The sequence below is a fragment of the Bacillus sp. PK6-025 genome (assembly GCF_056530265.1).
In genome coordinates, this window is sequence record NZ_CP096509.1 from 1,924,369 (window position 1) to 1,950,100 (window position 25,732).

The following is a 25,732-nucleotide window of genomic DNA, read 5'->3' on the forward strand; positions in this document are numbered from 1 at the left end:
TAAAGGAGAGTATGCGAAAGTGACGAAAATTTATGATGCAGCAAACTGGTCAAAGCATGAAGATGATTTTACCCAAATGTTTTACAACCAAAATGTGAAGCAATTTTGGCTTCCGGAAGAGATTGCGCTTAATGGAGATCTTCTGACATGGAAGTACTTGGGTAAAAATGAACAGGACACATACATGAAGGTGCTCGCGGGGCTGACGCTTCTCGATACAGAGCAGGGGAACACGGGAATGCCCCTTGTCGCTGAGCATGTGGAAGGGCATCAGCGCAAAGCGGTGCTGAACTTCATGGCGATGATGGAAAACGCGGTCCACGCCAAGTCCTATTCAAACATTTTCATGACGCTTGCCCCGACAGAGACGATCAACGAAGTCTTTGAATGGGTTAAACAAAACAAATATTTGCAGAAAAAAGCTCAGGTCATTGTCGGACTCTATGAGAAAATCCGCCAGGGTGATAAAATTTCGCTGTTTAAAGCGATGGTCGCATCCGTTTATTTAGAAAGCTTCCTGTTCTACAGCGGCTTCTACTACCCGCTTTATTTTTACGGACAGGGCAAGCTGATGCAAAGCGGCGAAATCATCAACCTGATCTTGCGGGACGAAGCGATTCACGGCGTCTATGTCGGCCTGCTCGCTCAGGAAATTTACAATCAGCAGACACCTGAGAAAAAAGAAGAACTGTACGCGTTTGCCATTGATCTATTAAAAGAGCTTTATGAAAATGAGCTTGAATATACAGAAGATCTGTACGACCAGGTCGGCCTTTCACACGACGTGAAGAAGTTCATCCGCTATAATGCCAACAAAGCGCTGATGAACCTTGGCTTTGAAGCTTATTTTGAAGAAGAAGAGATCAATCCGATCGTGTTGAACGGGTTGAATACGAAAACGAAGTCACACGACTTCTTCTCAATGAAAGGAAACGGCTACAAAAAAGCAACAGTTGAACCGATAAGAGACGACGATTTTTACTTTGACGATAAGTAAGCCGGCCGGGCTAAAAGGGCGCATCCGCGCCCAAGCCCCGCCTTTCAGTTATAGATACACGGCAAAATGAGAGCAGAACGAATCTGCTCTTTTCACTTTGAGGAGGAAACGGATACAATGGGAAAAATGGATGAAATCATTCTCGTGGTTCTGCGGGAAAACGTATTTGCAAATGAAACGCTGACCTTCCAAGGCGTCAACAGCGACGGTGAGAAGGTTGGGAAGATCATGGCGCATATTGAACAGCACTTCAGTGAAATGAGAAGGGGAGACGCCGAAGAAGATCCTGCGTTTAAACAGCCGATCCCTTATGTTGTCATCAAAAGAGAAGACGAAATATTTGTATACGAGCGGCTCGAAGGCGGAGGGGAAGCGCGGCTTCACAACAAGCTGTCACTCGGCTTCGGCGGCCACATGAACTTTGCCGAAGGGCTTGATTTTTCCGGTATTCTGAAGTTAAACACAGACCGTGAACTTGATGAAGAGCTTCTGATTGAGGAATCAGATAAAGAAAAAATGGTGACGCTCGGACTGATTAATGATGATGAAAACAGCGTCGGAAAAGTACATATCGGAATCCTTTCAGCGCTTGAGTTAAAACCGGGCGCACACGTTGAAGTTAAAGAAAAGGAGCAGATTGCCGGCCGGTGGATGAAAGCCAGTGATCTGAAAGATAAAAGCGTCTATGACAGACTTGAATCTTGGTCACAGTTTGTCGTTGATATCTTAGTTTAAATGGGAAAACTCGCTGATTCAGCGAGTTTTCTTTTCGTATTGGACCGGTTTCCATTGAAAAAGTGAGCCCTGCTTTTCGATTAACCCGAAACCAGGGTAGGGGAAATGACACCCGTGGAGCAGGACCTGTCCGTTATAAGCCTGCCGGGCCAGCAGTCTTCTTGTCTTTTCTCCCTCTTTAGGGTCATGCTCAAGCGAAACCCGCAGCTTTGGATTGGAGATGCTTTCGGGAATGTGAAATGCGTCATTGATGATCTGACAGACCCCGTCTTTTGTCTGTAATTCAATAGTCAAGTGTCCAGGCGTATGTCCGGGCGTATGGATCAGCTTCAGTCCGGGAAGCAGTTCGGTATCTTCTGTCAGCAGCTTCAGAAGCGGCCGGACAGTGGAGAGAATGCGAAACTGTTTAGAAGCCGGCGTTTGTTTTGCGTACAGCCATTCTGCTTCACTGATCAGATGAACAGCGTTTGGAAAAGCGGGTTTCCCGTTATTCAGAAGACCTCCCGTATGATCTAAATGACTGTGTGACAAAATGACATAGTCTATGGAGTCAGGCATAATTCCCGCCTGTGTCAGGTGATGAATCAAGTGCCCGCTTTCTTGTCCGCCTGTTTCGCCAAATCCCGTATCAATCAGTATCCGTTTTTCGTTCGTTTCCAGGCAGATAAAGTTCAGCGCTACTTCAAATTCTTCAGGATAATGTTCTGCTTCATGAGGGTCTCCTCCCGCCAAAAAGAAATCCCTTGAAACTCGAAATGCTCCATCAGATAAAATTGTCATTTGAAAAGAATCGAGTTGAATGCGGTCTGGCTCCTTCATAATAAATCTTCCCCCTTTGCGTTTGACCGATCTGTCTCTTTATTAGAAGAGGCAGTTTCATTGTGTCTTTTCATTTGCGGTGAGCTTCTTGATCGGTTATTATTAAATCGTAATGATTACGATTTAATAACGGAAGTATAACTAAATCCGTTTGTTCTTTCAACCAAAATACAACTGTTTAAAAGGGAAGGAGCATCATTTCATGCCGAAACTGGAAGAGCTGTATCGGTCCGTCATTATGGATCATGCAAGATACAGGCGAAATTTTCGAAAAATCGATAAACACAGCGCGTATTACGTCCATTACAAAAATCCAACATGCGGTGATGTGATGACTTTGTTTATCGACATTAAAAATGAAAAGATCGAAGACGCAGCTTTTATCGGAGATGGGTGCAGCATCAGCATGGCTTCCTCATCAATCATGACTGAACTGATAAAAGGAAAGACGTTAAAAGAAGCCGGGCTAATGCGTGAAGCGATGGAAAATATGATCAGAAAAGGAGAAGAACCGGCAGAGGATCTGCTGGGAGATGCCGTTTCCCTGATTGGCGTCCATCCGTTACGGGCCCGCCATAACTGTGCCCTGATGCCTTGGCAGGCGCTCGATCGGATCAAGGAGAACGTTTATTAAATGAACATCACATCTAAAGCACTCCGTTTCTAAGGCAGCCAGGCAAAGAATATCGGAAGATTCAAGGGAAAAAAGGGGCAGTGACGAAAGAGGTATGGAAAACGAAACGAATGTAAAGCAGGAAGCGATGGCGCAGCTTAAACGGAAAGGCATTCGAATGACGCCGCAGCGGCTGGACATCTACCATTATTTTTTAGCCAACAGGAACCACCCTACAATAGCTGAAATTCAACAATCATTGAGGGAGATATATCCTGCCGTCAGTACAGCGACGATATACAACACCATCCGCTATTTTAAACAAGAGGGCCTTATAAAAGAAATGGGGTTTACCGATCCGCTTCGTTTTGATCTGGCTCTAGAGGAACATGATCATGTCATATGCGAAGTATGCGGGAAAATCGTCGATTTTCATTGTCCGCAACTGGAGAAAGTAAAAGACATTGCGGCACGGCTGACCGGATTTAAAGTGACACATCACCGATTGGAACTGTACGGCATCTGCAAAGATTGCCAGGCGAAAAGAAAATACGCCGCTAAAGAGAAAGGGGTTAGATAAAAAATTTGGTTGTGCATAAAACCAAAATCCGATATATTGGTTTTATGATGAAAAATAACATTAAACGAATCAAACGAATTTCGCTTCGGGAAGAAGTGTATCAAACGCTGAAGCGCACCATCGTACATTTGGAACTAAAGCCGGGGGAGCGCTTGCATGATCAGGAGCTTGCAGAGCAGTTTGGCATCAGCCGCACACCTGTCAGGGAGGCGCTCAAACGCCTGGAAGATGAAGGACTTGTTGAAACTGTTCCGGGTTCAGCAACACGTGTAGCACCGTTAAATCGCGAGGAAGCTGAACATGCTTTTACAGTCACTGCAGCACTGCATGCGCTGGCTATCAAGCTGTCGTTTCCTTTTTTAACGGATTCAGACCTTGATCAACTGGAGGCGCATAATCAAACGTTGCAGCAAGCGATTCAAAAAGAAGACATTATCGAAGCAATCGAATCGGATGCTGCTTTTCATGAGGTGTTTTTACAAGCATCAAAAAACCCGGAAATTACCCGGGCATTGGAGAGAATTTCTTCAAAAATTTACCGCCTTGAGATGTCGCAGTTTTCCTCGATCGGCAGCTTGAAATCTGTCGAACAGCATCAGAACATCATCGATGCCTGCAGACAGGGGGATCGGAATGCGGCCATCAAGCTTGCCGAGGAAAACTGGCTCAGTCTTGGAGACCGATTGGCCGGACATCAGGAAAAGGAGTGAGGGGATTGTGAGGCCGATTATACTGGGCGTTTTTGCAGCCTTCTTTTTTGCTTTTACATTCGTTTTAAACAGGGCGATGGAGCTTGAAGGGGGAAGCTGGATCTGGAGCGCATCGCTAAGATTTATCTTTATGGCGCCTCTTTTATTTGTCATTGTTTGGCTGAGGGGGAACGTAAAAGAACTTTTTCAGGAAATCAAAAAAGCACCGGGCATTTGGCTGAGATGGAGCATCGTCGGCTTCGGCCTCTTTTATGCGCCGCTCTGTTTTGCGGCGGCTTACGGGCCGGGCTGGCTGATTGCAGGAACATGGCAAATCACGATTATTTCCGGCTCCCTTTTGGCGCCGCTTTTTTACGAAACCATCCAAACAAAAACAGGTCCCGTACAGATGAGGGGCAAAATTCCCTATAAAGGGCTGGCGATGTCGTTGATCATTTTAATCGGGGTGGCGCTGATGCAGGCTGAGCATGCGGCACAGCTTTCTTTGCATGAGATGCTGCTGTGCGTCGTGCCGGTTATGTTGGCTTCATTTGCATATCCGCTTGGGAACAGAAAAATGATGGAAGCATGCGCCGGGCGCCTTGATGCTTATCAGCGGGTATTGGGGATGACGTTGGCAAGCCTTCCGTTTTGGCTGATCCTCTCACTGTACGGGCTGGCATCGGCGGGTGCGCCCAGCCGGGGACAAGTCATTCAGTCAGGTTTGGTGGCTGTCTTTTCCGGAATATGCGCAACTGTGCTGTTCTTTGCCGCAACCGATCTTGTAAAAGGGGATATGCGAAAATTAGGGGCTGTCGAGGCCACACAATCGTTTGAAGTGCTGTTTGCTGCCGCTGGTGAAATTTTGCTTCTTTCAAGTCCGCTTCCTGGTGCCATCTCATGGAGCGGCATGGCACTTGTGATTATCGGAATGGTGTTGAACAGCCATGCATCGAATCAAACGCAAAAGCCGGCGATTCAAAGTAAAGCTGCAAAAGCATAAAAAAAGCCTGCGATCTATACGAGACAGATCGCGGGCTTTTCTTGATGATTGTCCCTATTCCTGGTAAATGAAAGCGTCAAATCCGGCGTTTTTGGCTTGCTGAACGAGCGCTTCGGCATTTTCTTTGGAAGAAAAAGCGCCAATTTGCACTTTGTAAAGGCTGTCCCTGTAAATCACAAGGGCATCAAACCCTTTCGCTTCCGCTTGAGCGGCAAGCGAATCGGCATTGGCTTTGGTCCTGAAAGCGCCGATCTGCACTTTATAGAGAGCTGCTGCGTTTTTGGAAAGGTTAAATGCCCTTGCGAGTCCGTTGGCGTGGCCTCTGGCAATGGATTGAATAAACGCGGAAGACTTCAGTTTCTCGGCGTCGTTTGTATTGTCTACAAAGCCATTTTCCGTAAGGAGTGCGGGCATGGCTGTTTCTCTAAGAACATGAAAATTGGCCGTTTTCTTGCCGCGATCCCTGAAATCGACAACTTTTAAAATCTCTTCATGCATGATATCCCGATAGGTGGTGGTAGGTGCGCCGACGCCGGGATAAATGTAATCCTCGAAACCTGTCCCGCCCCCGGCATTCATGTGAATCGATAGAAAGTAGTCCGCTCCCCAGCTGTTCGCGGCGTTCGTGCGTTGCGTCAGACTGACGGTTTGGTCGCTTGTCCTGCTCAACAGGACTGAAACATTTTGATATTCATTCAGCAGCATGTTTCTTAAAGCCAAGGCGGTTTGCAATGTTAACTGTTTTTCTTGCAAACCATTAGCTGAAGCACCTGTATCAGACCCGCCATGGCCGGGATCGATAAAAATTTTTACCACAAGACATCACCTCAATAGACAGTCTATGAACAAATGGACATGAAGGGTTGTACGAACGCCACAATATTGCAGAATTTTGTAAATATTCAACTTATTATAGAGCGTCATATTCTCTTCAGGCAAGAGGTTGCATTTTTAATGTTTTTATCATATAATTCAATTACGCTGCATTGTACGTAATGATAATTAAGTTTTAACCTTTAAGCTGTAATAGGGAGTTTTATATCGGAACCGGAATGTCATGCCTTCCTCGAAAGGACGACAGGAACGTTTCTGCAGACACCCACTTTGAGGAGTGTGGTTTAAAACTTTCTTACTTGCATACGGCAATTGCAGCACTTCACTTAAGTCATTTGAATAAAATGGCTTTTTTTATTTGCTTAAAATTGGTTTACTGTAAATGTTTTATGTAAACTAAATTGCTGTAAATAAAGGGCGGACACCGCCCTTTTATTCATTTTAAAGGTAGAAGGTGCAAAAATGACTGGCATCAAAAATGCTGAATGATGATAATTCCCGTGATCATCAGGACAATTCCCAGCATGCGCTGCACATTTAAGCGGTGTTTGGGGGTTCCGAACCAGCCAAAATGATCGATGATGAGGGCGATGATCATTTGGCCGCTTAAAGCCAAAACAACAGTAAGTGACGCTCCGACAATCGGCAAAAGCAAAATATTGGATGTGATAAAGATGACGCCAAGTATTCCGCCAGTCCAGAGCCACCAAGGGCTGCCCGTGATAAAGGTTTTTGCTGTATGTAAATTGTTTAAATGAAATAACCGCCGATGTTCAATGATCGCCGTAAGAAAGAGAAGAATGACCATTCCAACCAAAAACGAAATAAGTGAAGCGATAAAAGGTGATTGGAGAGCATTTCTCAGCTCTGAATTAATAGATGTTTGAATCGGTGATGCCATTCCGGCAAAAAGCCCGAGCATCATGTAAAGAAAAACGTTCATAGTGTTGTTTTTCATCGGTGATGAACTCCCTTGCTATTAATATTTTTTGATAATGAAAACCCCGGAGATGATGAACAAAATGCCGATGATTCTAGGAAAGTTTAATTCATGAACGGGAATATGAAACCATCCGAAGTGATCGATGGCCAGAGCCATCACCATCTGCCCAAGCAAAGTGACGACAACTGTCAGTGCTGATCCAAGACGCGGAAGCAACAAAATATTTGAAGTTAAATAAAAAACGCCTAAACATCCGCCTCCAATGAGGATCCACAAGGGGATGGAAGGGAGAAGTCCGATGATAGACAAAAAATGGCGCTCTGTCACTAAGGCGACAATGACCAGGATAAGCGTACCGGCAAAAAAAGATATGGCCGCCGCCCCGTAAGGAGACCCGATCTTCATGCCTAGCCGTGAATTAATTGAGGTTTGAACAGGAATGGCCATTCCGGCCAAAATCCCGGCTATAAGTATTAAAATGATCATATTTTTAAAAACTCCTTTTTGCGGTAATTGGACGATTATTTCAAAGCTGAAAGTCTTGCTGTTTTTGAGGGACACTTTGTATTTTGGCGAAAAGGAGTTCATGATGCAAGTGCTGATTGATGAAAAGAATTCAAAATTTGCAGCTTTGTATCTATATCATGTTTTTCTTTTTTGAAAATCATGTTTCAAGAAGATTTTGAGATTCAATAAGGTGATGTAGCGATAAAAAAACCAAAGAGGACTCCGGCTGAGTTCTCTTTGGTTTTTGTAAGTCCGGTTCCTCGTGTTCAAAGCCGTAAAATCTCTCCATAAAAAGTAAGTTGGAATCCCGGCAAAATTCAGCTCATCCAAATCGTACAAGCAAATTTTCATGAAAGAAGAATTGTTAAACTGAAAAAAGTCCTATAAACTACAAGTAATATTTTGTTAGGGGGTGGGAACGTGTTCAACGAAAGAGAGGCGCTCCGATTAAGACTGGAACAACTGAACAATGCCGAGATACAAGCCATACGCGAACTCCAAAATGAGCGGAAAGACATTTATTCCAGGCTGCGGGAATTAGATTGTCAAAAAGTTTCATCATCACATCATAAAAAAACGTTATTAGAATTAGTCGATGAAACTGTAAATCTCTTGAAAAAATAAACCAAAAGCCGTTTGATCCAGTGGCCGTGAGAGGGATGAAAGAATGAAATAGAGGTTTTGCTTTGCTCATATTTTGTAATTGCGCGAAAAATGGAAAGGTTATCAACTTGACTAGGAAAAGAACATTGTATAAGATTATTCTTACAAATCCAATAGGAATAACGGCCCTAAAACTGACTGACTTGTCAATCGAGATTCAGGGTAAGGAGGAAAACACTTGGGAAATACGGATACAAGAGAGGAATTGCTACATATCGCGCTTGAGATTTTTGCTACGAAAGGATATCATGCGACAAAAATATCAGACATCGTAAAACAGGCTGGCGTTGCACAGGGAACTTTTTACTGGCACTTCAAAAGCAAAGAAGAAATCGCCAAGGAAATCATAGACAAGGGGAAAGAAAACCTTCTTGCAGCCATTCATCAAGGCTACAGGCAGACGTTTGCTCTTACAGATGATATGATCCAATCCACGACAGCCCTTATGAAAAGAATTTTTACGTTTGCACAGGAGAACCGAAACTTAATGACGTTTTTATTAGTCAAGGGACAAGGCGCCGATCCGGAAATCAGGGAGGCAATCGAAGAGGCGCTGATCAGTGTTGAACAAGCATTTAAAAAGAACATCCAAAGGGCTACAGAGCTTGGCATGCTAAATTCCTCCCATAATACTGATCTGCAGGCCACCATGTTAACAAGTCTTGTGTTGGGCACACTATCAAAATGGCTGTTTGGACCAAAGCATGATCTGAATTATGTCCCTAAGTTTTCAGTTGATGAAATGACTGAAGAATTGGTTCATTTTGAATTTTTCGGGCTGATTGGCCAAAGGAGGAATTAAATTTGTCTATTATCCAAAAAACAAATGGAGAGTTTGGGATTTTTCATGAAGCCGGTATGCAGGCCAAGGGGTCTTTCACTCCGAATTCAGACGGCCTTTCGCCGATTGAGCTGTTGGAAGCTTCATTAGGGATGTGTATCACCATTTCTTTGCAAAGGATGTTTGAAAGGGACGGCATAGAAGTGCAGGAGGATGAATTTTCAGTTTCTGTTTCCGCCGCTAAAGCGCCCGATGGCCCGTCTCGTGTTGAAAAATGTACGGTTAGCGTCAAATTGCCCGAGCATCTTCCGACCGACTATAAAAAGAAATTAATCACCTCTGCTGAAAGGGCATGTACAATCGGCAATACGTTAAAACGAGGGGTAACGATTGATACGAATATGGTGTAACAACCTACATGATGAAACGAAGGAGCATGAAAATGGAAAACAACAGTAAAAAACCTTCCTATACAAATGCTGATGATTTTGCTGTTACATCAGTGCCTGAAAATAAGAGAAAATCGATTTTTAACATTACGATTACAAGCTGTGCCTGGATTATCTCATTGTCGACGATTGTGACTGGAGGAGCGCTGATCCAGGGATTGAATTTTGCGCACGCCGTTTTGGCTGCCGTCTTAGGTATGCTGATTCTTGCGGTCTATGGCTTTTTTCAAGGTGTAATGGGTGCAAAATACGGAATATCGACAACCGTTCTTGCCCGTCAGGCTTTTGGACGCTACGGATCGGGCCTTTTTGGAATCGTCTTGGCGCTGACGCTGGGAATCGGCTGGTTTGGCTGGCAGGTTGCTTTTTTCGGCACGACCATTTCTGAAATGTTTCCGGGTGTTTGGCTTGCGAAGCCTGAAGTCGCCATCGTTTGGGGCGGTATTTTAATGATCCTTACCGCTTTTATAGGATATCGCGGACTTGCCGCTTTAAGCTTTATCGCTGTACCTTTAGTCGTCATCTTTTCTATATGGGGCATTGTGAGTGCTGTCAATTATTCTGGAAGCTGGCATAACTTGCTGACGTTTCATCCGACAGGGGACCCTATGACGATATTTGGCGGAATTACAATCGTAGTTGGAAATGCTGCATTGGGTGCGGTTGTTTTTCCTGATGTGACGAGATATGCAAAAGGAGCGGTTTCAGGAGGAATAGGTGCGTCTGTCGGTTATTTCCTTGGAGGTGTTTTCTGTCTTGTTGCAGGAGCGGCAATGGCCATTGCTGCGAATGTTCCGGATATCGGGTCAACACCGAATATTCCTGCCGCGATGAGCAAGCTCGGACTTGGATTTTTGGCATTTTTCATCATCGTTTTTGCACAGTGGACGACGAATGATAACAATTTGTATACCGGATCTCTGGGGCTTCGCAATGTTGTGAATATTCCTAAGAAAGCACTTGTGGCGATCATGGGCGTGATCGGCATCATGATTGCATTATTAGGTGTCCAGAATATGTTTGTGCCATTCTTAACATTTTTAGGTTTGTATGTTCCGCCGATCGCAGGCGTGATGATCGCAGATCATTGGATCACAGCACCTGTCATCAAGAAAAAACAATATCGATTCGGGGCTGGAACAACTTATTCGAAGCTGAATGTTGCGGCGATTCTTTCGGTGATCATCGGGGGTTTTACCGCTTCAAAGGTAACATTCGGCATCGGACCGATTAACTCTACTGTACTTGCATTTTTGATTTATATCGTTTTTACATTTATTTTCACAAAATTAAATCTCCGTTACGAAATCGGAGAAGCGACAGAGGAATCGTCTGGTTTTTAAGCGGATAAGGAGGAAAGGTTTTCAATGATGAATGAAAAAAACCAATGGGTATTTGGAATTGATGTCGGCGGGACGTTTACAGATTTAGTGGCTGTCAACAAGGGAGGGAAAATGGTTTCGACGAAGACGCCTTCAACCCCTGATCAGTCTGATGGTGTCATGAACGGAATTAAAAAAATGGCTGAAATCATCGGAATAGACGTAAAGGACCTGTTAGCCAATAGTCCATTAGTGGTCCATGGAACAACAGTTGCCACTAACGCTTTGCTGGAATATAACGGAGCAAAGGTGGGGCTTCTCACAACGGAAGGCTTTCGGGACGAAATCGAATTCCGCCGCGCGTACAAAGAAAGCGTGTTTTCTCCGCGCTTGGAAGCACCTTATCAAATTGTCCCAAGAAGATATCGTGTGGGGATTCCTGAACGACTGGATCATACAGGAAATGTCGTAACTGAGCTTGATGAAGAAGCCGTCCGCCGGGCAGTCCGAGGGTTTATCCAAGAGGGGATCGAGGCGATTGCTGTATGCTTTCTGTTCAGCTTCATGAATCCATCGCACGAAGTCCGCGTTAAAGAGATTATTCAAGAGGAAGCTCCCGGCATGTTTGTATCGTTATCGTATGAAGTGCTGCCGCAGATTCGGGAATTTGAACGGGTGAGCACGACCATTGTCAACGCGTTTACCGGCCCTTCCATGCAAAGCTACTTGAACCATCTTGACGAACGGCTTCGCGAAGACGGATTTGCCGGAGAACTGTTTGTCATGCAATCTAACGGCGGGGTCCAAAATGTCATTCAAAGCGGAAAATTTGCCGCAGGAGGCCTTCTCTCAGGTCCAGCCGGAGGAGTGACGGCTGCTTCCTTTATCGGAGAAAAATCGGGCTACGAGAACGTCATTACCGTAGACATGGGTGGAACAAGCTACGATGTCTCGGTTATCGAAAAGTTAAATCCGGCGATCACGACTGAGAACTGGATCAGCAGATACCGGGTTGCCTTGCCGATGATGGATATTCACACGATCGGCTCCGGCGGCGGAAGCATCGCCTGGATTGACAGCGGCGGAGCTTTACAAGTCGGCCCGCGAAGCGCAGGCTCCAATCCGGGGCCGGCCTGCTACGGAAGAGGCGGAGAAGAACCGACAGTTACGGACGTGAATGTTTTCTTAGGCTATATTAACCCAGATAACTTTCTAGGCGGAGAAATGAAGCTTGACCGTTCACTGGCTGAAAAGGCGATCCGCACACGAATTGCCGAACCGCTCGGAATATCGACAGTGGAAGCCGCTCTTGCAATCTCACAAATCGTCAATAGCGATATGTCAAATGCAGTCCACTTTGTGACGACACAACGGGGTCATGATCCAAGGAATTTCGCCCTAATGGCTGTCGGCGGCGCCGGAGCCATCCATGCAGGCAAGCAGGCGGAAGACCTCGGCATTAAAACCGTTATTGTTCCGTCCCTTGCCCCGGTCTTCTGTGCGCTCGGCGATGTGGCAGCAAACCTTAAAGTAACGGAGCTCAGGACGCGCTTTGAAAGTCTGAAAAACGTTGACCTGCAAGCGATGAATGCCGATTTTGAAAAGATGGAACAGACGGCCCGCGAAAAACTTGGAGGCCAGTCGGTCACCAATCAATATGAAACCCGCCGCTTTATCGATATGCGCTACGCCGGGGAAGTCCATGAAGTAACCGTACCGGTAAAATCGAGGACGCGGAGGATTACAGAATTGAATCTTGAAGCAACGGCGGCAGATTTCCATGACCTTCATGAAAGAATGTTTGCCCATAAAGATCCCGAGCACGACATTGAAATTTTAAATCTCCGCCTTGACCTGGTTGGCGTCAGAGAGCCGTTAAAGCTTAAAGAGGAGCCGTTTGAGCAGGAGGACCCTTCAAAAGCGAAAACAGGTGAACGCGATATGTATTTTGACATCGAACCGACGAGGACGCCTATTTTCAACGGATCAATGCTTGAGCCGGGCAACTTGATTGTCGGTCCGGCCATCATTGAGCAATGGGGTACGACCATTGTTGTTTATCCGGGACATGAGGCTCTAATCGATTCTTACCGCAACTGTGTCATTGAAGTAAAGCACTCTCAGCAGGCGACTAGAGGTGGAAATGCATGATCCAAGCTCAAATTCTTTATAGCAAGCTGCAATCGATCGGCAGAGAAATCGGGGATAATTTGCAGCGAATCTCCCGTTCCTCTTTGCTTTCGCAAGACCGGGCATTTGCTACAGCGATTTTTACGAATGAGCTGAAAATCGCGGTTCAACATCAATATGAACCTGAACATTTGTTCGCATTAAAAGAAAGCGTGGAAAATCTGTTCGACTATTTTTCATTTGATATCGCAGATGGAGATGTGTTGCTCGTCGCAGATCCATACAGCGGCGGAACGAAAGGACAGTCGCTCACCATGGCGGCGCCGTTATTTCTTGAAGGGGAGCTCGTACTCTTCCCTGCTGTCCGCGCTCAGATGATCGATTTGGCCGGCGAGTATCCGGGCGGATTCCATCCCGATGCATTTGAAGTATGGCAGGAAAATATCAGAATTACACCTGTTAAGCTTTATAAGCAAGGCGTTCTGCAGACCGATATTCTTCGTTTCTTATTATCAAACAGCCGGGTGCCCGCTTCTTTTAAAGCGGATTTGGAAGCCATGTATACATGTTTGCATGGCGCCAAACAGCAATTGAAAACGTTTCTTGGCAGCTACGGCCAGAAAACAGTGACCGAATCGATCGACAGCATGTTTGAATACAGCCGCAAAAGGGTTGAGCACCATGTCTCTTATCTGCCTGAAACAGAAATGAGCGCTGTCCAGGAGTTTGAAGTTTCCGAAGGAAGCAAGAGTACAATTCATGTGCAAATTTTAAAGAAGGACGATGCGGTTGAAATCGATTTGAGCAGATCATCGGCGCAATCCGTAAAGCCGGTTAATTCGCCTGCCGCTTTAACGAAGGCGTTTGCCGTTTGGCCGTTCCTGGCGAGAATTGCCGATGAAATACCGATCAATGAAGGAACGCTTCAACCTTTTCAAACGAAGACGAGGCTGGGTACGATTTTGGATCCGGAATTTCCTGCAGCGACAGCATTAGCTCCAAGCATTACCGGCCATTTCATCGCTGAAGCGGTATATAAAGCCATTCAAAACGGACAAAGCACGAATGAAGAATTTCCGCCGATTTACGGGACAGGTCCGCAGGCCGTTTTTTATCCGGAGCTTGGCGCTGAAGCTGAAACGAAATCAATCGTTTTGGCGCCCGGGTATCCATCAGCTTCAAAAGGCTTCGGGCCGCCTGCTTTATTTGGTCAACGGATGCTTGTCTCTGCAGAGGAATTGGAGCTTTACCACGGTTTTAAAATGGTTTCCCGGGAGTGGACGGACAATGGGGAGGAAATGAAAGTGTCTCTGCTTAACCAGGAGGACGATATTTATTTCAACCTTCTTCTGCCTTTTAGTGAAAGGGGAGAATACGGGTCTCTGTCAAGAACGGGAGATCGTGACGAAATCTTTTATGAAAGCACGGTAAACCAACATGTGAAAAAAGGCGAGCTCCTCGTCTTTACGTACTCTCAAAAGGAGGAGCAGCTATGATTAATCAGGACTTTATTCTATCACAGGTGGTCGGCGGTTCCCTTGATGCGGTTGCCAGGGAAATGAGCGCCACTGTTACGAGAACGGCCCGTTCACCATTGTTTAACGAAGCACACGATTTTACGACGGGCGTCTTTGACCTTTCTGGCAAAAAATCGCGCCTTGTCGCGCAAGCCCCGGGCTGTACGCTGCACCTTTATGCGGTAGTAGGCGCAGTTGACCATTTATTGGACGCTTTTCGGTACGATCTTCATCCCGGAGATATTCTCCTGGTGAATGATCCGTATCATGGAGGCTCGCACAGCCTTGACTGGACAATCGTCATGCCGGTTTTTTATAATCGCAAGCCAATCCTGCTTCCTGCTGTCCGAAGCCATATGGCCGATAATGGAGGACCGGTTGCCGGAGGGTACAATCCGCGCTCAAAAGACATTTGGCATGACGGGCTGCGGATTCCGCCATTAAAAATTTATGAGCGGGGAGAAAAGCGCAGGGATGTATTCGATTTAATTGTTGCAAACAACCGGCTTTCCCATTGGCTTGAAGGCGACTTAAACGCGATGATCGGGGCATGCAAGGTTGCTGCCTCCCGAATCCAAACGATGCTGGATAAGTATGGCGCCGAGAAGGTGATTACGGCCATTGACAACCGGATTCAATATACAGAAAACAGGGTTCGCGATGAAATCACCAGCTGGCCGGACGGCACCTATGTCGGTGAAACATTTGCTGACCACGACTTTCAAGGCAACCGCGATATTAAGGTTCGCGCAACGGTGACCGTCAAAGGCAGCGATCTTCACATTGACTTTACCGGCTCCTCTCCGCAAGTAAAGGGCTTCATCAACAGCCCGCTTTCAAATACGACTTCATTTGCTTTTGTCGGTATTTCGACTTGCTGTGATGAGGATATTCCGATCAATGAAGGATATATGAATCCGGTAACAGTAACTGCGCCTGTAGGAACAGTTGTGAACCCGCAGCTGCCGGCACCGTGCGGACACGCAACTGCGTGCGTAGGAGCAGAAATAGCCGAGGCTGTTCTCCAGGCCATTTCCCAATGTGCGCCAAAACGCGTCGGAGTGAACGCCCATAAGCTTCCTCTCGCTTATTCCCACGGAAAATACGACGACGGGAAGCCGTGGGTGAACCTGAATTTTTACGGCTATACCGGCGGTGCGGGGGCTGCATACGAAACGGACGGATGGGGGCTTTATCCGCCTGTTATGACAGGAGTTATTCTGCCATCTATTGAAATGACTGAAGTTCAATACCCGAGCCGTGTATTAAAGCATGAATATACGAGCGATTTTACGGGAGCAGGCCGATGGAGAGGCACCCCCGGGTTGGATGTTCAGATCCAGCACTTAAAGGAAAGCCGCACAAGCGTCATGATGGCAGGGGTCCGAAATACAACAAAAGGCTTCTGCGGAGCTGGCGATGCACCAAGCAACAAGGTGATCGTCGGGTATGGAACAGACGAAGCCAAAGAGATCGAGGAAACGGCTTTTGAAGTCAAAATGCCTGCGGGCGGCATCATCCAATTTTACCGTGCAGGCGGCGGAGGCTGGGGAAATCCGCTGGAACGTGAACCCGAAAAGGTGCTGGACGACGTCTTCAACGAGTTTGTCAGCATTGAATCAGCATTGCAAGATTACGGTGTCGTGATTGACCCTGAGACACTTACCATTAATGAAATGGAAACAAATCGTGTGCGGGCTTCCCGCCTTTCATAAATAAAAAAGCTGATCTGAAAGGAATGAAGACACCTTTTCGGATCAGCTTTTTAAATACTCATATGGTAAAAAGAGGATAATCGCTTTCGGGAGAGAATGTAAACATAACCGGTTTGATCTTTTAAGCCGGCGGGTACATAACAGATTAGCAAGTAAAGGAGGACAAATCATATGAAAAACAAAAAAGCGTTTTGGGGACCTTTTCTGTTCGGTGTGGGTATCATCGCCATGATCGATGGCATTGTTTTTCACCAATTGCTTCAATGGCACAGCGTGTACATGGACACAGACCGCTCTCACCAAATTATGAGCGACGGACTGTTCCATCTGTTTTCGCTCGTCATTCTTTTTATCGGCGGGATCCTGTTGTGGAACAGAGGTGACTTGAGCAGCAGCCGGCCGCAACACATCTTTTGGGGAGCCTCTTTGTTAGGAGCGGGCTGGTTTAATTTCCTCGAGGGCATCATCAATCATCATCTTCTTCAGATTCACCACGTCAACCCGCTAAGCCCGAACCGCCTCTTATTCGACCTAGCCTATGACGCATCAGGCCTTTTGATCATTCTGGCCGGATGGCTGATCTACAGAAAAGGCAAACAGAAATGAAAAATTGGTTTGACTCGCACAATTATTTCTCGGGAAAGCGCAGGTTTCAACAAGACCTGCCCTGTTTTTGTCAAAATTTGAAGAAATAAAAAACTCCATTTTAAAAATTGACGTGATCAGTAAGCGGCGCTTGAGGAAGTTGTTTTATGTAAACAAGTTATTAAAGTGCAACTGTTCACTTCAAGCAAAAAGGGGGGTTCACATATTCAATGGAAAAAAGGTGTTCATATCGTTTGACTGGCATCTTTTAAGAGGAGGTTTCCATATAAAATGTTAAGTGTGCTGCTGCCTAATTTGCTTATCCTTTCTGCTATCATTTTATTTTTATATTACATGATCGTATTGGTAAAGGAAAACAAGATAAATCGCAAACAAAACGAGGAAACTCAACAGTTGCTTAGGGAGATATTAAAGGAAGTGAAAAGCAAAGATTTAGAGCGGAAATAAAAGATATTATATTATTTATGAGCGCAGTCCTTATTTTAAAAGCGATTAATAAACCTAAAAAAGTGTAATGCATTAACATCGGATCGAATAGACCCCTGATTGGCGAACTGCGATTAGGGGCTATTTCGCATGATGAAGCATCAATTCATAATTGGAAATGAAAACACGAAAATTCAAAGATGCTCTCATAAGCAAATAAAAATTTTTAGGTGTTTTGAAGCGGATTTTAAGCTCCCTGCGAAGAGAAAACTGGAAAGGTTATAAAATAAGTAGCCTAATCCTTTAAATAAAAATTACCTTAATTATTCCAAATTGTCATTGACATAATCCGGGAATAGGATATCCTTAAAGACAAACTTGCTGTAAGAATGAGGGATTTGTGGTAAGGGGGATCTTTAAGAATGAATAGCAATACTGTGTGGCAAAAAAACTTCACCTTTCTGTTTTGCTCTAAGATGATAAAGATAACGGCCGATTCTTTGGCATTTAACACAATCCTGTGGTTTCTTATTTTAGATGGAAAAGGGGCTATTGGGACAGCTTTTTTAATAGCTGTAAGTTTTCTTCCTCAAGCTATTTTGGGGCCAATCATTACTCCTTTGATGAAAACGGATAAATTAAAATTTTGGATGTTCTTTTCAGACCTAACTAGGGCATTCATAATGTTGATGATCCCGGTTTTCTATTTTAATGGTTTTTCTCCTTTGGCGTTTATCATATTGCTTATGCTTTTGCATTCCGCAACGGGAGCCTCATATGATCCTGCTTCTGTTTCTTTAATTCCGAAAATTGTGAAAGAGGATATTATTCAAAAGGCAAATGCGACAATACAATCCGCAGGCCAAGCAATAAAACTAGGAGCAGTTACACTATGCGGTGTTTTAATTGTATTGATCGGCGCAGCTCCTACAATGCTTCTGATATTACCTCTCTATGTAATGTCAGCTATTTTGGTCTTATTCATTCAATATGGTGGGAGTGAGGCGGAAGAGAATGCGAGAGCAATTCAATCGCGAGAGCCATATTTGAAGAAGTTAAGAAGGGGATTTACGCTTGTAAGACGTCATCATATTTTGTTTCCATTAGCGATTTTCTGTGTGTTTTTGAACTTAGGATCGGCACCATGGGAAGCACTTGCAGCAGTCTATATAGCGGAAGATTTAAACCAGGGGGCAATCATTCATTCTATAGTGAGAGTTCTAACTACCGGCGGAGCATTTTTAATGGGTTTCATACTGACTAGAGTGAGAGTAAATCGTTATGGATTGTTGTTTGTTGCCGCTGGCATTGTAGAAGGAACAGCTTTTTTCATTACAGGTATCAATTCGCTTTTAATATTGGTGTTTGCAGCAGCTTTTATCTTAGGAGCAACAATTAGTGCAATAAATGTTCCGGAACATACGATCATTCAAATTTCGGTAAATGATGAGGATCAGCCGCAGGTATATGCTGTCATCAGTATGATTTCATATGTGATGATTCCTGTCGGTGCTTTAACGGCGGGGTATGCTGCGACTGTTTTTGGGGCAGGGAAGGTCATCGCTTTTGGAGGAGTCGTCGAGATACTTGCAGGACTCGGTATTTTGGCCTTCACAAAACTTGGGAAATCGCAACGATCCGATTTATCCAAGGCCAAAGAAGATACCATGGATCTCTAATTATATTTGTGCATTTAACTTATGCGATCCTATATTTCTTAATATTCAGATAAATATACATAAACAAAAAACGCTCTGTTATTTGTGTTTAGCAAAAAGAGTGTCGATTTTCTCATTAAAGAAAAGAGAGGCTGAATGGGACAGAGATTGTTATTCATCAAATTGGTTTTGTTTTAGCTTAATGAAAGGGGTTTAGGAAATGTCTACTGAAAGTGTGATACCTTATGATCTAGTGGCAACGAAAATGAACTATTGGTATAACTGCATAAAAAACAATAGAAGCGCTGCTGCTGAAAAAGCAAAAGCTGAAGTTGAACAAGAAATAAAGGTCATGGAAGAAAATCAGGATGCTCTTGTATACTTTTCATTATTGGAATTCCGTCACCAACTTATGTTAGAAGAGCTATATCCGGGCTCCGAAATAAAGATAGATAAGCATTATAAAAAGTTGAAGGAAGCAAAAGGCAGTCAAGATCTATACGGAATGCTCGAATATTATTATCAATTTTTTATGGGGATGTACCACTTCAGACAAAAAGAACTTGTATTATCATTAAATTATTACAGAAAAGCTGAGTTGGAAATAGAAGCAATTGAAGGGGATAATACAGAAAAGGCCGAGTTCTATTTTAAAATGGCTGAGGTATATTACCACATGAAACAAACATATTTCTCTATGAATTATGCTAAGCGTGCTTACGCCATTTATAAAGAAGAGCCAACTTACGGCAACAGGCGGGTACATTGTCAATTTGTTATTGCAGGCAACTGTTTAGACAATATGCATATTGAAGAAGCCTTAAAACACGCAAAGCAAGCACTAGAGGATGCAGAGAAATTTGGCGAAAATTATTTGATCAGAAAAGCACTGTTTAACATTGGAGTATGTTATACTAACCTTGAAGAATTTGATAAATCATCCGAATTTTATCTAAAATCCCTAGATATTCTTGAACCGAAAAATGATGAATTTACGGCAAGAGCTTTATACCTTTTGGCTTACACAAAAGCAAGGCAAAATGATCTGAGGTCGTCAAAAAAATTCTATGAGAAATCATTAAAGCTAGCTCAGCAAAACAATATTGCAGAAACATTGGCGACATTGAAGATTGTTAAAGGAATTTACTTAGGTTCCGATTTGGATCTTGTTAGAGAAGCCTTCGGGTTTTTCGAAGAAAAAAAGTTATATCCTGATATGGAATGGTATGGAGTGTGTATAGGTGACACTTTAACTGAACAAGGTGAAATTCGGGGTGCAAATGAGTTTTATCGTAAAGCAATTGAAGCACGAAAACAAATTCGAAGGGGAGATTTTCTAAATGAAATCTAAACTATTGATTTGTGCAGTTTTATTGCTGGGTTTCACAGGAGTTGCTGCTTCTTCGTATATTCATACGGAAAATGACAGTTATGATGTTGCGATTAGAATTGAAACTTGAAGTTAAATCATAAGGTTTTAAGATAACCCTCTCTCTGTTTCTTGCAATATACAGAGGGAGGGTTATTATTCTCACTAATATTTGGCGTATTGCATTCCCACTTCCTTCTTTAACACTTATAAGTACACAAAGTTTCTTTAATGTCGGTTCAACATATTGTTTAAAACATTTTTTAAAGTGTTTCTATGCCTTTTCCCAGCAGCATTTTAAAATCTTGTTAAATCAAGTTATATGAAATGTAGGCCAGCCAAATTTTCTGTTGGTCTTTTTTAGTGTAGAAATAAAGGTAGAAAAAGAACTCTATTATACTTTTAAAGTTTAAATGGTTTATTTTTCTTGAATTCCAGTTTATATACCTGTATAATTCCTTGGTGATTTTATATAAAGGAGGATAGTATTGGATTATTAAACTTATTTTACTAAGGAGAGAGCTTGTTTGAAGAAAGTACTAAGTGTTTTATTTATAATTACATTTTTATTCACTGCCATTTCAACAACTTTCACAATGCCAGAAAGGGCATTTGCTGCATCAGGAGTTACGTTAAATGAATCTCAAATAAAAAAAATTCAAAAAGAAGTAGAGGTCTGGAAATTATTAAAAAAAGAATACGAATCACTCGATAAGCAAAAAAAAGCCCTTTTAAACAAAAAGTTAAAAAAGGCGGCCGCTGTAGTAGATGTTAAGCTTAAAGCGTTACATAAAAGAATTAAGAAAATAGAAGAAAAAATAATAAAAGAGATAGAAACTAAAATTATACCAGCCATAAATAAAGCATTATGGGTTTATAAACAAACAATGGAAGCGCTCGATGGCATTCATGAAATAATGGAGCAAATGATAGAAGCCGAGAACCAAATGATCAAAGGCTTAGATCAAATGAATGATGCTGTAGATGGAATGAATAAATCGATGGATAATGTTATACATTCCATGAATGAAGTTAGCGAGGCGATGGATGAATGTAATAAAGCCTTGGATGTCTCTATAAAAATAACGAAAGACATGACGAAAGAGACCAATAAAGCGAATGCTAACATGAACCAAATGGTTAAGGGTATTAACCAGGCCAACAAAGGGATGAACCAATTAAATAAGTCAACTGATAAACTAAACAAAGCAATTAAAAAAAGCAATAAAGCTTTAGATGATTACGATAAAAAATCAAGTAAAGTCAAAAATAAAAAAATCACAAAGAATCAGGCTAAGAAAACAAAACAACAAAAGGAACAGTTAAAAAGAGCCCAAAACAAAGTTGATAATGCTAACAAAAATTTAAAGAAGAATGAGAAGACTTTAAATGAGGGAGCTCTTGCTTTATCAGTTTTAATCGATTTTATTCCACTAGCATCTAATGTAAAAGGTGGAGCTGAGGCTATTACCGGCAAAGACTTAATTACCGGTCAGGAGCTCTCTGGTTTTGAAAGAACTCTTGCTGGAGTAAGTGTCGTTACATCAGGTACTGCTAAGCTTGTAGGGAGAGCGCTAAATATTTCAGAAAAAACTGCTAAGACTGCAAAAGTTGTTGAAAATGGTGCTAAAAGTAGTAAAATAATAAATACATTTGACGGAGTTGCTAACTACATTGAGAAAAACGGAAAATTACCTAAAAACTATATTACTAAAGCAGAAGCAGAAAAGCTAGGGTGGGTGTCTAAAAAAGGGAATTTAGCTGAAGTTGCTCCTGGTAAGAGCATTGGCGGAGACATTTTTAAAAACAAAGGTAACCCTTTACCCGCCGCCAAAAATCGGGTATGGCGTGAAGCAGACATTAACTATTCTTCCGGATATAGAGGGAACGAAAGGATTTTATATTCAAATGATGGATTGATTTATAAAACAACTGATCATTACAAAACTTTCAAAAAAATAAAATAAAGAAAGGTGGATAAAAAAATGGATGAAATTATACTTGATGGAGATAAATTTAGAACATTAGACGGTTTACATAAAACATTGAAGGAAAGACTAGACTTCCCTGACTATTATGGGGAGAATTTAAATGCGCTGTGGGATTGTCTTACGGGATGGATTGAAAGACCTGTAACCATTATTTGGAGGGATTTTGAGAAAAGCAAAAGCTATTTAGGATATAGTGCCGACGAAGTTTTAGAAGTATTTAAAGAAGCACAAGATGAACTAGGTGATTTGATCATAAAGGTCGAATAATAAAATTTAAAGTTTTTTAATTTGATAATATCCCCTTTAAGTAGGCTGTAAAAACACATGAATGATCATGGGTATACTACTTTAAAGGGGTTTTTTTATTTGTAACATCAAAAGAATCCACAGGAGTAAGATCTGCCGAAATAACAAAAAGTATTCCATTTAATAATGTTGAGAAATAATTGTATTGATGGAAAGCACTACACGAACTGAAAATTAATCGATAATAATGACTGCCGATTAACTAAACAAAAGTACTGCTATTATGGATTTATTATCTGACTATTAGGTCATGATGTTAAATAAAAAAAGACTTGACTGCGCCACCCAGTCGAGTGTTGTATAAAAAGGAGTCCTAAAATAAAAAGATATCCATGCCTTTTCTATCGCACGTTCATCTTGAACGTGATTGAGCTTTTTAAATAAGCCTTGTTAATAATCCAGTCACCGCAACTTTTTTCACTGTAAAATACCTAGATTAAATTGTGATTCAACTTTTGTTGCCTGTGCGATCCAATAAAATAACACATCATTGTCAAGCCCCCTGTAAAAGACTCAATATGTCACCATTTATCTAGATGACATTACCTCACAAATATTGAAAATTTAAAAAGAGGAGATGAAAAAAAGGAGACATCTCTATATTCACTAATTGTGAAAATGTGTATTATTTTTGAATTATTTTTCAATTCTACACCATTTGACAATTTTTTCATCCTTTTGGTGTTAAGCTCAAGGTGTCTATTAAATGGACAAGCATTTAATAGGTAAACAAAACGAAAAGGGGATGTGTTTATGTTTAAAAACAAACTCAAAAAAGTAGCGGGAGCGGTTGCAGTTGCTGGGGCTCTGTTGGTATCCGGATTACCTGCAAGTGCTGCGCCGGATTTAACTCCGATTCGAGACAAGTATCCAGACGCCTATCAATTCCAATGGAATGGCAACAATACTGTAACTGTTTTCTTTAGAGACAGCCAAGGTAAATCTTATCATGAAACATATACATGTGTTACGGTTATACAAGGAACTTGCTACGTGTATAAGTAAACCGTAAGACAAAATTCTGTCTCAATCGTTTGTATTCTTATTCTTCCTGAGACAGAATTTTTTTCATTAGCCAAATCAGTTACTTTCACCTCTCTGTGTCCAAATCCTCTTTATTTATGCCCCTCTCGTTGATCAATGAAAACAAAGCTGGAACAGTTTTCCGCGGCACCATCAGAATATGCTTGCGCCAATATGAGTTTTTCACAGTTTACAGGGGAGAGCTGAACAGCGGCCGCAGCACACCTTCAGACTGATTGGCCTAAGGGTCTTATCTAGCGAATAATGTCGGAGACGCTCTCATAGCATCATTATTGAAAAATAAGTCTGTTTCATGTGGTAATCGATTGATTCCAGATATTTCTGAAGTGAGAGTGTCAATGAAATGGAACATTCCTATCAAAGTCCCGGCATTCCTGTAAGTTTTTAGCTCACCATCGTTTTTCACAAGTTATCATTTATTAATGTCTAAACGCGAGTAGATTCGTATAGTAAGACATCATGGGTTTCTTCCATGACTTTTATTTCTTGCGTAACCACTAAGCGGCTGATTTACATCATCAATAGGCAATGCTATAAGTTTGGCAGAACCTTTCTTGCACCTAAAAACAGCCATGAACAAAGTACAAACGGCATTGTTAGGGCAGGGAGTCCATATGGCAAAAGATACGTGCTGAGGCCTGCTGTTATAGGCACTGTCAGACAAGCTGAAATGATCCCTGATAAAAATGCAAACCGGTTATGTTCACTTTTAAAAACGGCAGATACGGCCAGAATCGTTAAAATTGCGTTATACCCGTAAAGACCCAATGTGATGAGAGAACGCTCTCCTCCTAAAAGGAATGCAATGATGATGGCAACTGCATTTCCGATAACTGCATAAAGTCCCAGTTTTCTTCCTGCCCAAAATACGGCTAGAAAAATTAAAATCCCGGATACTGTGTTATTCAGAAAAAATACTTGTCCAATTCCATGAAAGACCCCGTCTACTAAATTGACTCCCCCTGCTGTCTTTAGTTCCCAGTGTGTTAAATCCTGAGGTATCAGGGCAGAGCTTAATTTAACCCCATTTAATTTGTATGAAGCCAGCAATATAAACCATGTCAGGATAACAAAGGGGAATGTAAGAATTGGAACTTCGGTTCTTTTCGTAAAATGCATCATGGCGGCTGTAAAAATGGCTGCTAAGGCTGATCCAATTAAAGCGACAAGCCACATGTAAGGGCCAGTTAAGAATGATGCCAATGCCATTCCTGTTAACACAGAATTATATCCTAATAGACCCTCATTTATAATCTTTTCATCTGCCGCTCCCAATTTCCCTGCTAAAGTACCGATAATAGCGGACAACAAAGCGATTATACCTAAATAATAGGAAAAAATAGTAATGGCTATAAGGATTAGAAAGCCGGTCATAATATTCTCAATCAGGATGACTTGAGAGATGCCTTTGAGAGAAGCTGTTATTAAACGGAAAAACACCCCCTCGCTTAATAAATGGTGTTTGTTTTTTCGCATAATGAATATTCTCCTTTCTTTTCAAGGTTATATATCTTCAGTGTATCATATATAAATTTTTGAATATATAAATTGATATATATGTAAAAAATGATATACATTTAAAACAGAAGCAGGGGAATCAAATATATTTTCAGTTTTTTAGTTTTTGCGCTTTCAGCTCAGAATGTTAATGAACTTGCTCCCCCTTATATGAATGCTCACCGTTTGGTCGTAATAAAAATACAGGGAGGTTTTGTGATGCAACTATTACCGCGTGAAGTAGACAAGCTTATGATTGTTGTCGCAGCAGATCTTGCGAAGCGACGTAAAGAACGGGGATTAAAATTGAATCACCCGGAAGCAGTAGCCCTGATAACGTATGAAGTGTTGGAAGGAGCACGGGATGGAAAAACAGTTGCGGAGTTGATGGAATATGGAACAACCATATTGTCGCGGGAAGATGTAATGGAAGGCATTCCGGAAATGATTGATGATATCCAGGTAGAAGCTACATTTCCAGACGGCACAAAGCTTGTAACTGTACATAGTCCAATTAAATAAAATGGATAGGAGGCTA

At 42.5% G+C, this 25,732-nt stretch carries 24 protein-coding genes, 1 other RNA gene and 1 pseudogene; 21 read left to right on the plus strand and 5 right to left on the minus strand.

Annotated features, from left to right (window positions below; all coding sequences use genetic code 11):
- Positions 1-19 precede the first annotated feature (19 nt).
- Together nrdF and M1D67_RS09970 are read left to right on the plus strand one after the other, a co-directional pair.
- A complete protein-coding gene (gene nrdF, locus M1D67_RS09965) occupies positions 20-997 on the plus strand; it encodes a class 1b ribonucleoside-diphosphate reductase subunit beta (RefSeq protein ID WP_020451505.1) in 978 nt (325 codons plus the stop codon).
- Between the two features lie 117 nt (positions 998-1,114).
- Complete coding sequence (locus M1D67_RS09970; protein WP_105980957.1) at positions 1,115-1,732, plus strand: hypothetical protein; 618 nt, start codon at positions 1,115-1,117, stop codon at positions 1,730-1,732.
- Positions 1,733-1,750: 18 nt separating this feature from the next.
- Here the strand turns inward: M1D67_RS09970 and M1D67_RS09975 are convergent, their stop codons facing one another.
- Positions 1,751-2,551: an MBL fold metallo-hydrolase gene (locus M1D67_RS09975; RefSeq protein ID WP_020451507.1), complete on the minus strand. Its 801-nt coding sequence runs from the start codon at positions 2,549-2,551 to the stop codon at positions 1,751-1,753.
- A 202-nt stretch (positions 2,552-2,753) separates the two neighbouring features.
- On the opposite strand from M1D67_RS09975, the gene sufU reads away from it, so the two are divergent.
- The 4 genes from sufU (at position 2,754) to M1D67_RS09995 (ending at position 5,436) form a co-directional block, all read left to right on the plus strand.
- On the plus strand, positions 2,754-3,185 hold the full coding sequence (sufU, locus tag M1D67_RS09980) for a Fe-S cluster assembly sulfur transfer protein SufU (RefSeq protein WP_020451508.1): 432 nt from the start codon (positions 2,754-2,756) through the stop codon (positions 3,183-3,185).
- Positions 3,186-3,279: 94 nt separating this feature from the next.
- Positions 3,280-3,744, plus strand: a complete 465-nt coding sequence (locus M1D67_RS09985; RefSeq protein ID WP_105980958.1) for a Fur family transcriptional regulator — start codon at positions 3,280-3,282, stop codon at positions 3,742-3,744.
- Between the two features lie 44 nt (positions 3,745-3,788).
- Positions 3,789-4,454: a GntR family transcriptional regulator gene (locus M1D67_RS09990; RefSeq protein WP_186440056.1), complete on the plus strand. Its 666-nt coding sequence runs from the start codon at positions 3,789-3,791 to the stop codon at positions 4,452-4,454.
- A gap of 7 nt (positions 4,455-4,461) precedes the next feature.
- On the plus strand, positions 4,462-5,436 hold the full coding sequence (locus M1D67_RS09995) for a DMT family transporter (RefSeq protein ID WP_020451510.1): 975 nt from the start codon (positions 4,462-4,464) through the stop codon (positions 5,434-5,436).
- Positions 5,437-5,490: 54 nt separating this feature from the next.
- Here M1D67_RS09995 and M1D67_RS10000 read toward each other — a convergent pair whose 3' ends face one another.
- Entirely contained in the window at positions 5,491-6,252 is a 762-nt protein-coding gene (locus tag M1D67_RS10000; RefSeq protein WP_025811494.1) for an N-acetylmuramoyl-L-alanine amidase, read from the minus strand.
- Positions 6,253-6,411: 159 nt separating this feature from the next.
- On the opposite strand from M1D67_RS10000, the gene ssrS reads away from it, so the two are divergent.
- A non-coding RNA gene (ssrS, locus tag M1D67_RS10005) (6S RNA) lies at positions 6,412-6,595 on the plus strand.
- Positions 6,596-6,742: 147 nt separating this feature from the next.
- Here the strand turns inward: ssrS and M1D67_RS10010 are convergent.
- Positions 6,743-7,228, minus strand: coding sequence for a DMT family transporter (locus M1D67_RS10010; RefSeq protein WP_079289116.1), 486 nt, complete (start codon positions 7,226-7,228; stop codon positions 6,743-6,745).
- A 21-nt stretch (positions 7,229-7,249) separates the two neighbouring features.
- A complete protein-coding gene (locus tag M1D67_RS10015) occupies positions 7,250-7,699 on the minus strand; it encodes a DMT family transporter (RefSeq protein ID WP_023857645.1) in 450 nt (149 codons plus the stop codon).
- Positions 7,700-8,140: 441 nt separating this feature from the next.
- On the opposite strand from M1D67_RS10015, the pseudogene M1D67_RS10020 reads away from it, so the two are divergent.
- The 13 genes and pseudogenes from M1D67_RS10020 to M1D67_RS10080 form a co-directional block, all read left to right on the plus strand.
- A pseudogene (locus M1D67_RS10020) lies at positions 8,141-8,263 on the plus strand (hypothetical protein); the annotation flags it as partial.
- Between the two features lie 298 nt (positions 8,264-8,561).
- On the plus strand, positions 8,562-9,185 hold the full coding sequence (locus tag M1D67_RS10025; protein ID WP_025811499.1) for a TetR/AcrR family transcriptional regulator: 624 nt from the start codon (positions 8,562-8,564) through the stop codon (positions 9,183-9,185).
- A gap of 2 nt (positions 9,186-9,187) precedes the next feature.
- Complete coding sequence (locus M1D67_RS10030; RefSeq protein WP_020451518.1) at positions 9,188-9,574, plus strand: OsmC family protein; 387 nt, start codon at positions 9,188-9,190, stop codon at positions 9,572-9,574.
- A gap of 32 nt (positions 9,575-9,606) precedes the next feature.
- Entirely contained in the window at positions 9,607-10,956 is a 1,350-nt protein-coding gene (locus M1D67_RS10035; RefSeq protein WP_023857642.1) for a cytosine permease, read from the plus strand.
- A gap of 24 nt (positions 10,957-10,980) precedes the next feature.
- Positions 10,981-13,086, plus strand: a complete 2,106-nt coding sequence (locus tag M1D67_RS10040) for a hydantoinase/oxoprolinase family protein (protein WP_161517478.1) — start codon at positions 10,981-10,983, stop codon at positions 13,084-13,086.
- Positions 13,083-14,561 carry a hydantoinase B/oxoprolinase family protein gene (locus M1D67_RS10045; protein ID WP_479831794.1) on the plus strand — a complete coding sequence of 493 codons (1,479 nt, stop codon included), beginning with the start codon at positions 13,083-13,085 and terminating at the stop codon, positions 14,559-14,561. The genes M1D67_RS10040 and M1D67_RS10045 overlap by 4 nt, the downstream gene beginning before the upstream one ends.
- Positions 14,558-16,297, plus strand: coding sequence for a hydantoinase B/oxoprolinase family protein (locus M1D67_RS10050; RefSeq protein WP_023857639.1), 1,740 nt, complete (start codon positions 14,558-14,560; stop codon positions 16,295-16,297). The genes M1D67_RS10045 and M1D67_RS10050 overlap by 4 nt, the downstream gene beginning before the upstream one ends.
- Positions 16,298-16,468: 171 nt before the next feature.
- Complete coding sequence (locus tag M1D67_RS10055) at positions 16,469-16,903, plus strand: DUF2243 domain-containing protein (RefSeq protein WP_020451523.1); 435 nt, start codon at positions 16,469-16,471, stop codon at positions 16,901-16,903.
- An 848-nt stretch (positions 16,904-17,751) separates the two neighbouring features.
- Positions 17,752-19,008, plus strand: a complete 1,257-nt coding sequence (locus M1D67_RS10060; protein ID WP_149169463.1) for an MFS transporter — start codon at positions 17,752-17,754, stop codon at positions 19,006-19,008.
- 199 nt (positions 19,009-19,207) lie between these two features.
- A complete protein-coding gene (locus tag M1D67_RS10065) occupies positions 19,208-20,338 on the plus strand; it encodes a Rap family tetratricopeptide repeat protein (protein WP_149169464.1) in 1,131 nt (376 codons plus the stop codon).
- A 545-nt stretch (positions 20,339-20,883) separates the two neighbouring features.
- Positions 20,884-22,323, plus strand: a complete 1,440-nt coding sequence (locus M1D67_RS10070; protein ID WP_149169465.1) for a pre-toxin TG domain-containing protein — start codon at positions 20,884-20,886, stop codon at positions 22,321-22,323.
- Between the two features lie 18 nt (positions 22,324-22,341).
- On the plus strand, positions 22,342-22,614 hold the full coding sequence (locus tag M1D67_RS10075) for a barstar family protein (protein ID WP_106070739.1): 273 nt from the start codon (positions 22,342-22,344) through the stop codon (positions 22,612-22,614).
- Between the two features lie 792 nt (positions 22,615-23,406).
- Entirely contained in the window at positions 23,407-23,658 is a 252-nt protein-coding gene (locus M1D67_RS10080; protein WP_020451531.1) for a hypothetical protein, read from the plus strand.
- A 570-nt stretch (positions 23,659-24,228) separates the two neighbouring features.
- On the opposite strand, the gene M1D67_RS10085 is transcribed toward M1D67_RS10080, so the two are convergent.
- Positions 24,229-25,173: an urea transporter gene (locus tag M1D67_RS10085; RefSeq protein ID WP_479831795.1), complete on the minus strand. Its 945-nt coding sequence runs from the start codon at positions 25,171-25,173 to the stop codon at positions 24,229-24,231.
- A gap of 240 nt (positions 25,174-25,413) precedes the next feature.
- Here M1D67_RS10085 and M1D67_RS10090 point away from each other — a divergent pair, with 240 nt between their 5' ends.
- On the plus strand, positions 25,414-25,716 hold the full coding sequence (locus M1D67_RS10090) for an urease subunit gamma (protein ID WP_020451534.1): 303 nt from the start codon (positions 25,414-25,416) through the stop codon (positions 25,714-25,716).
- Positions 25,717-25,732: the final 16 nt, after the last annotated feature.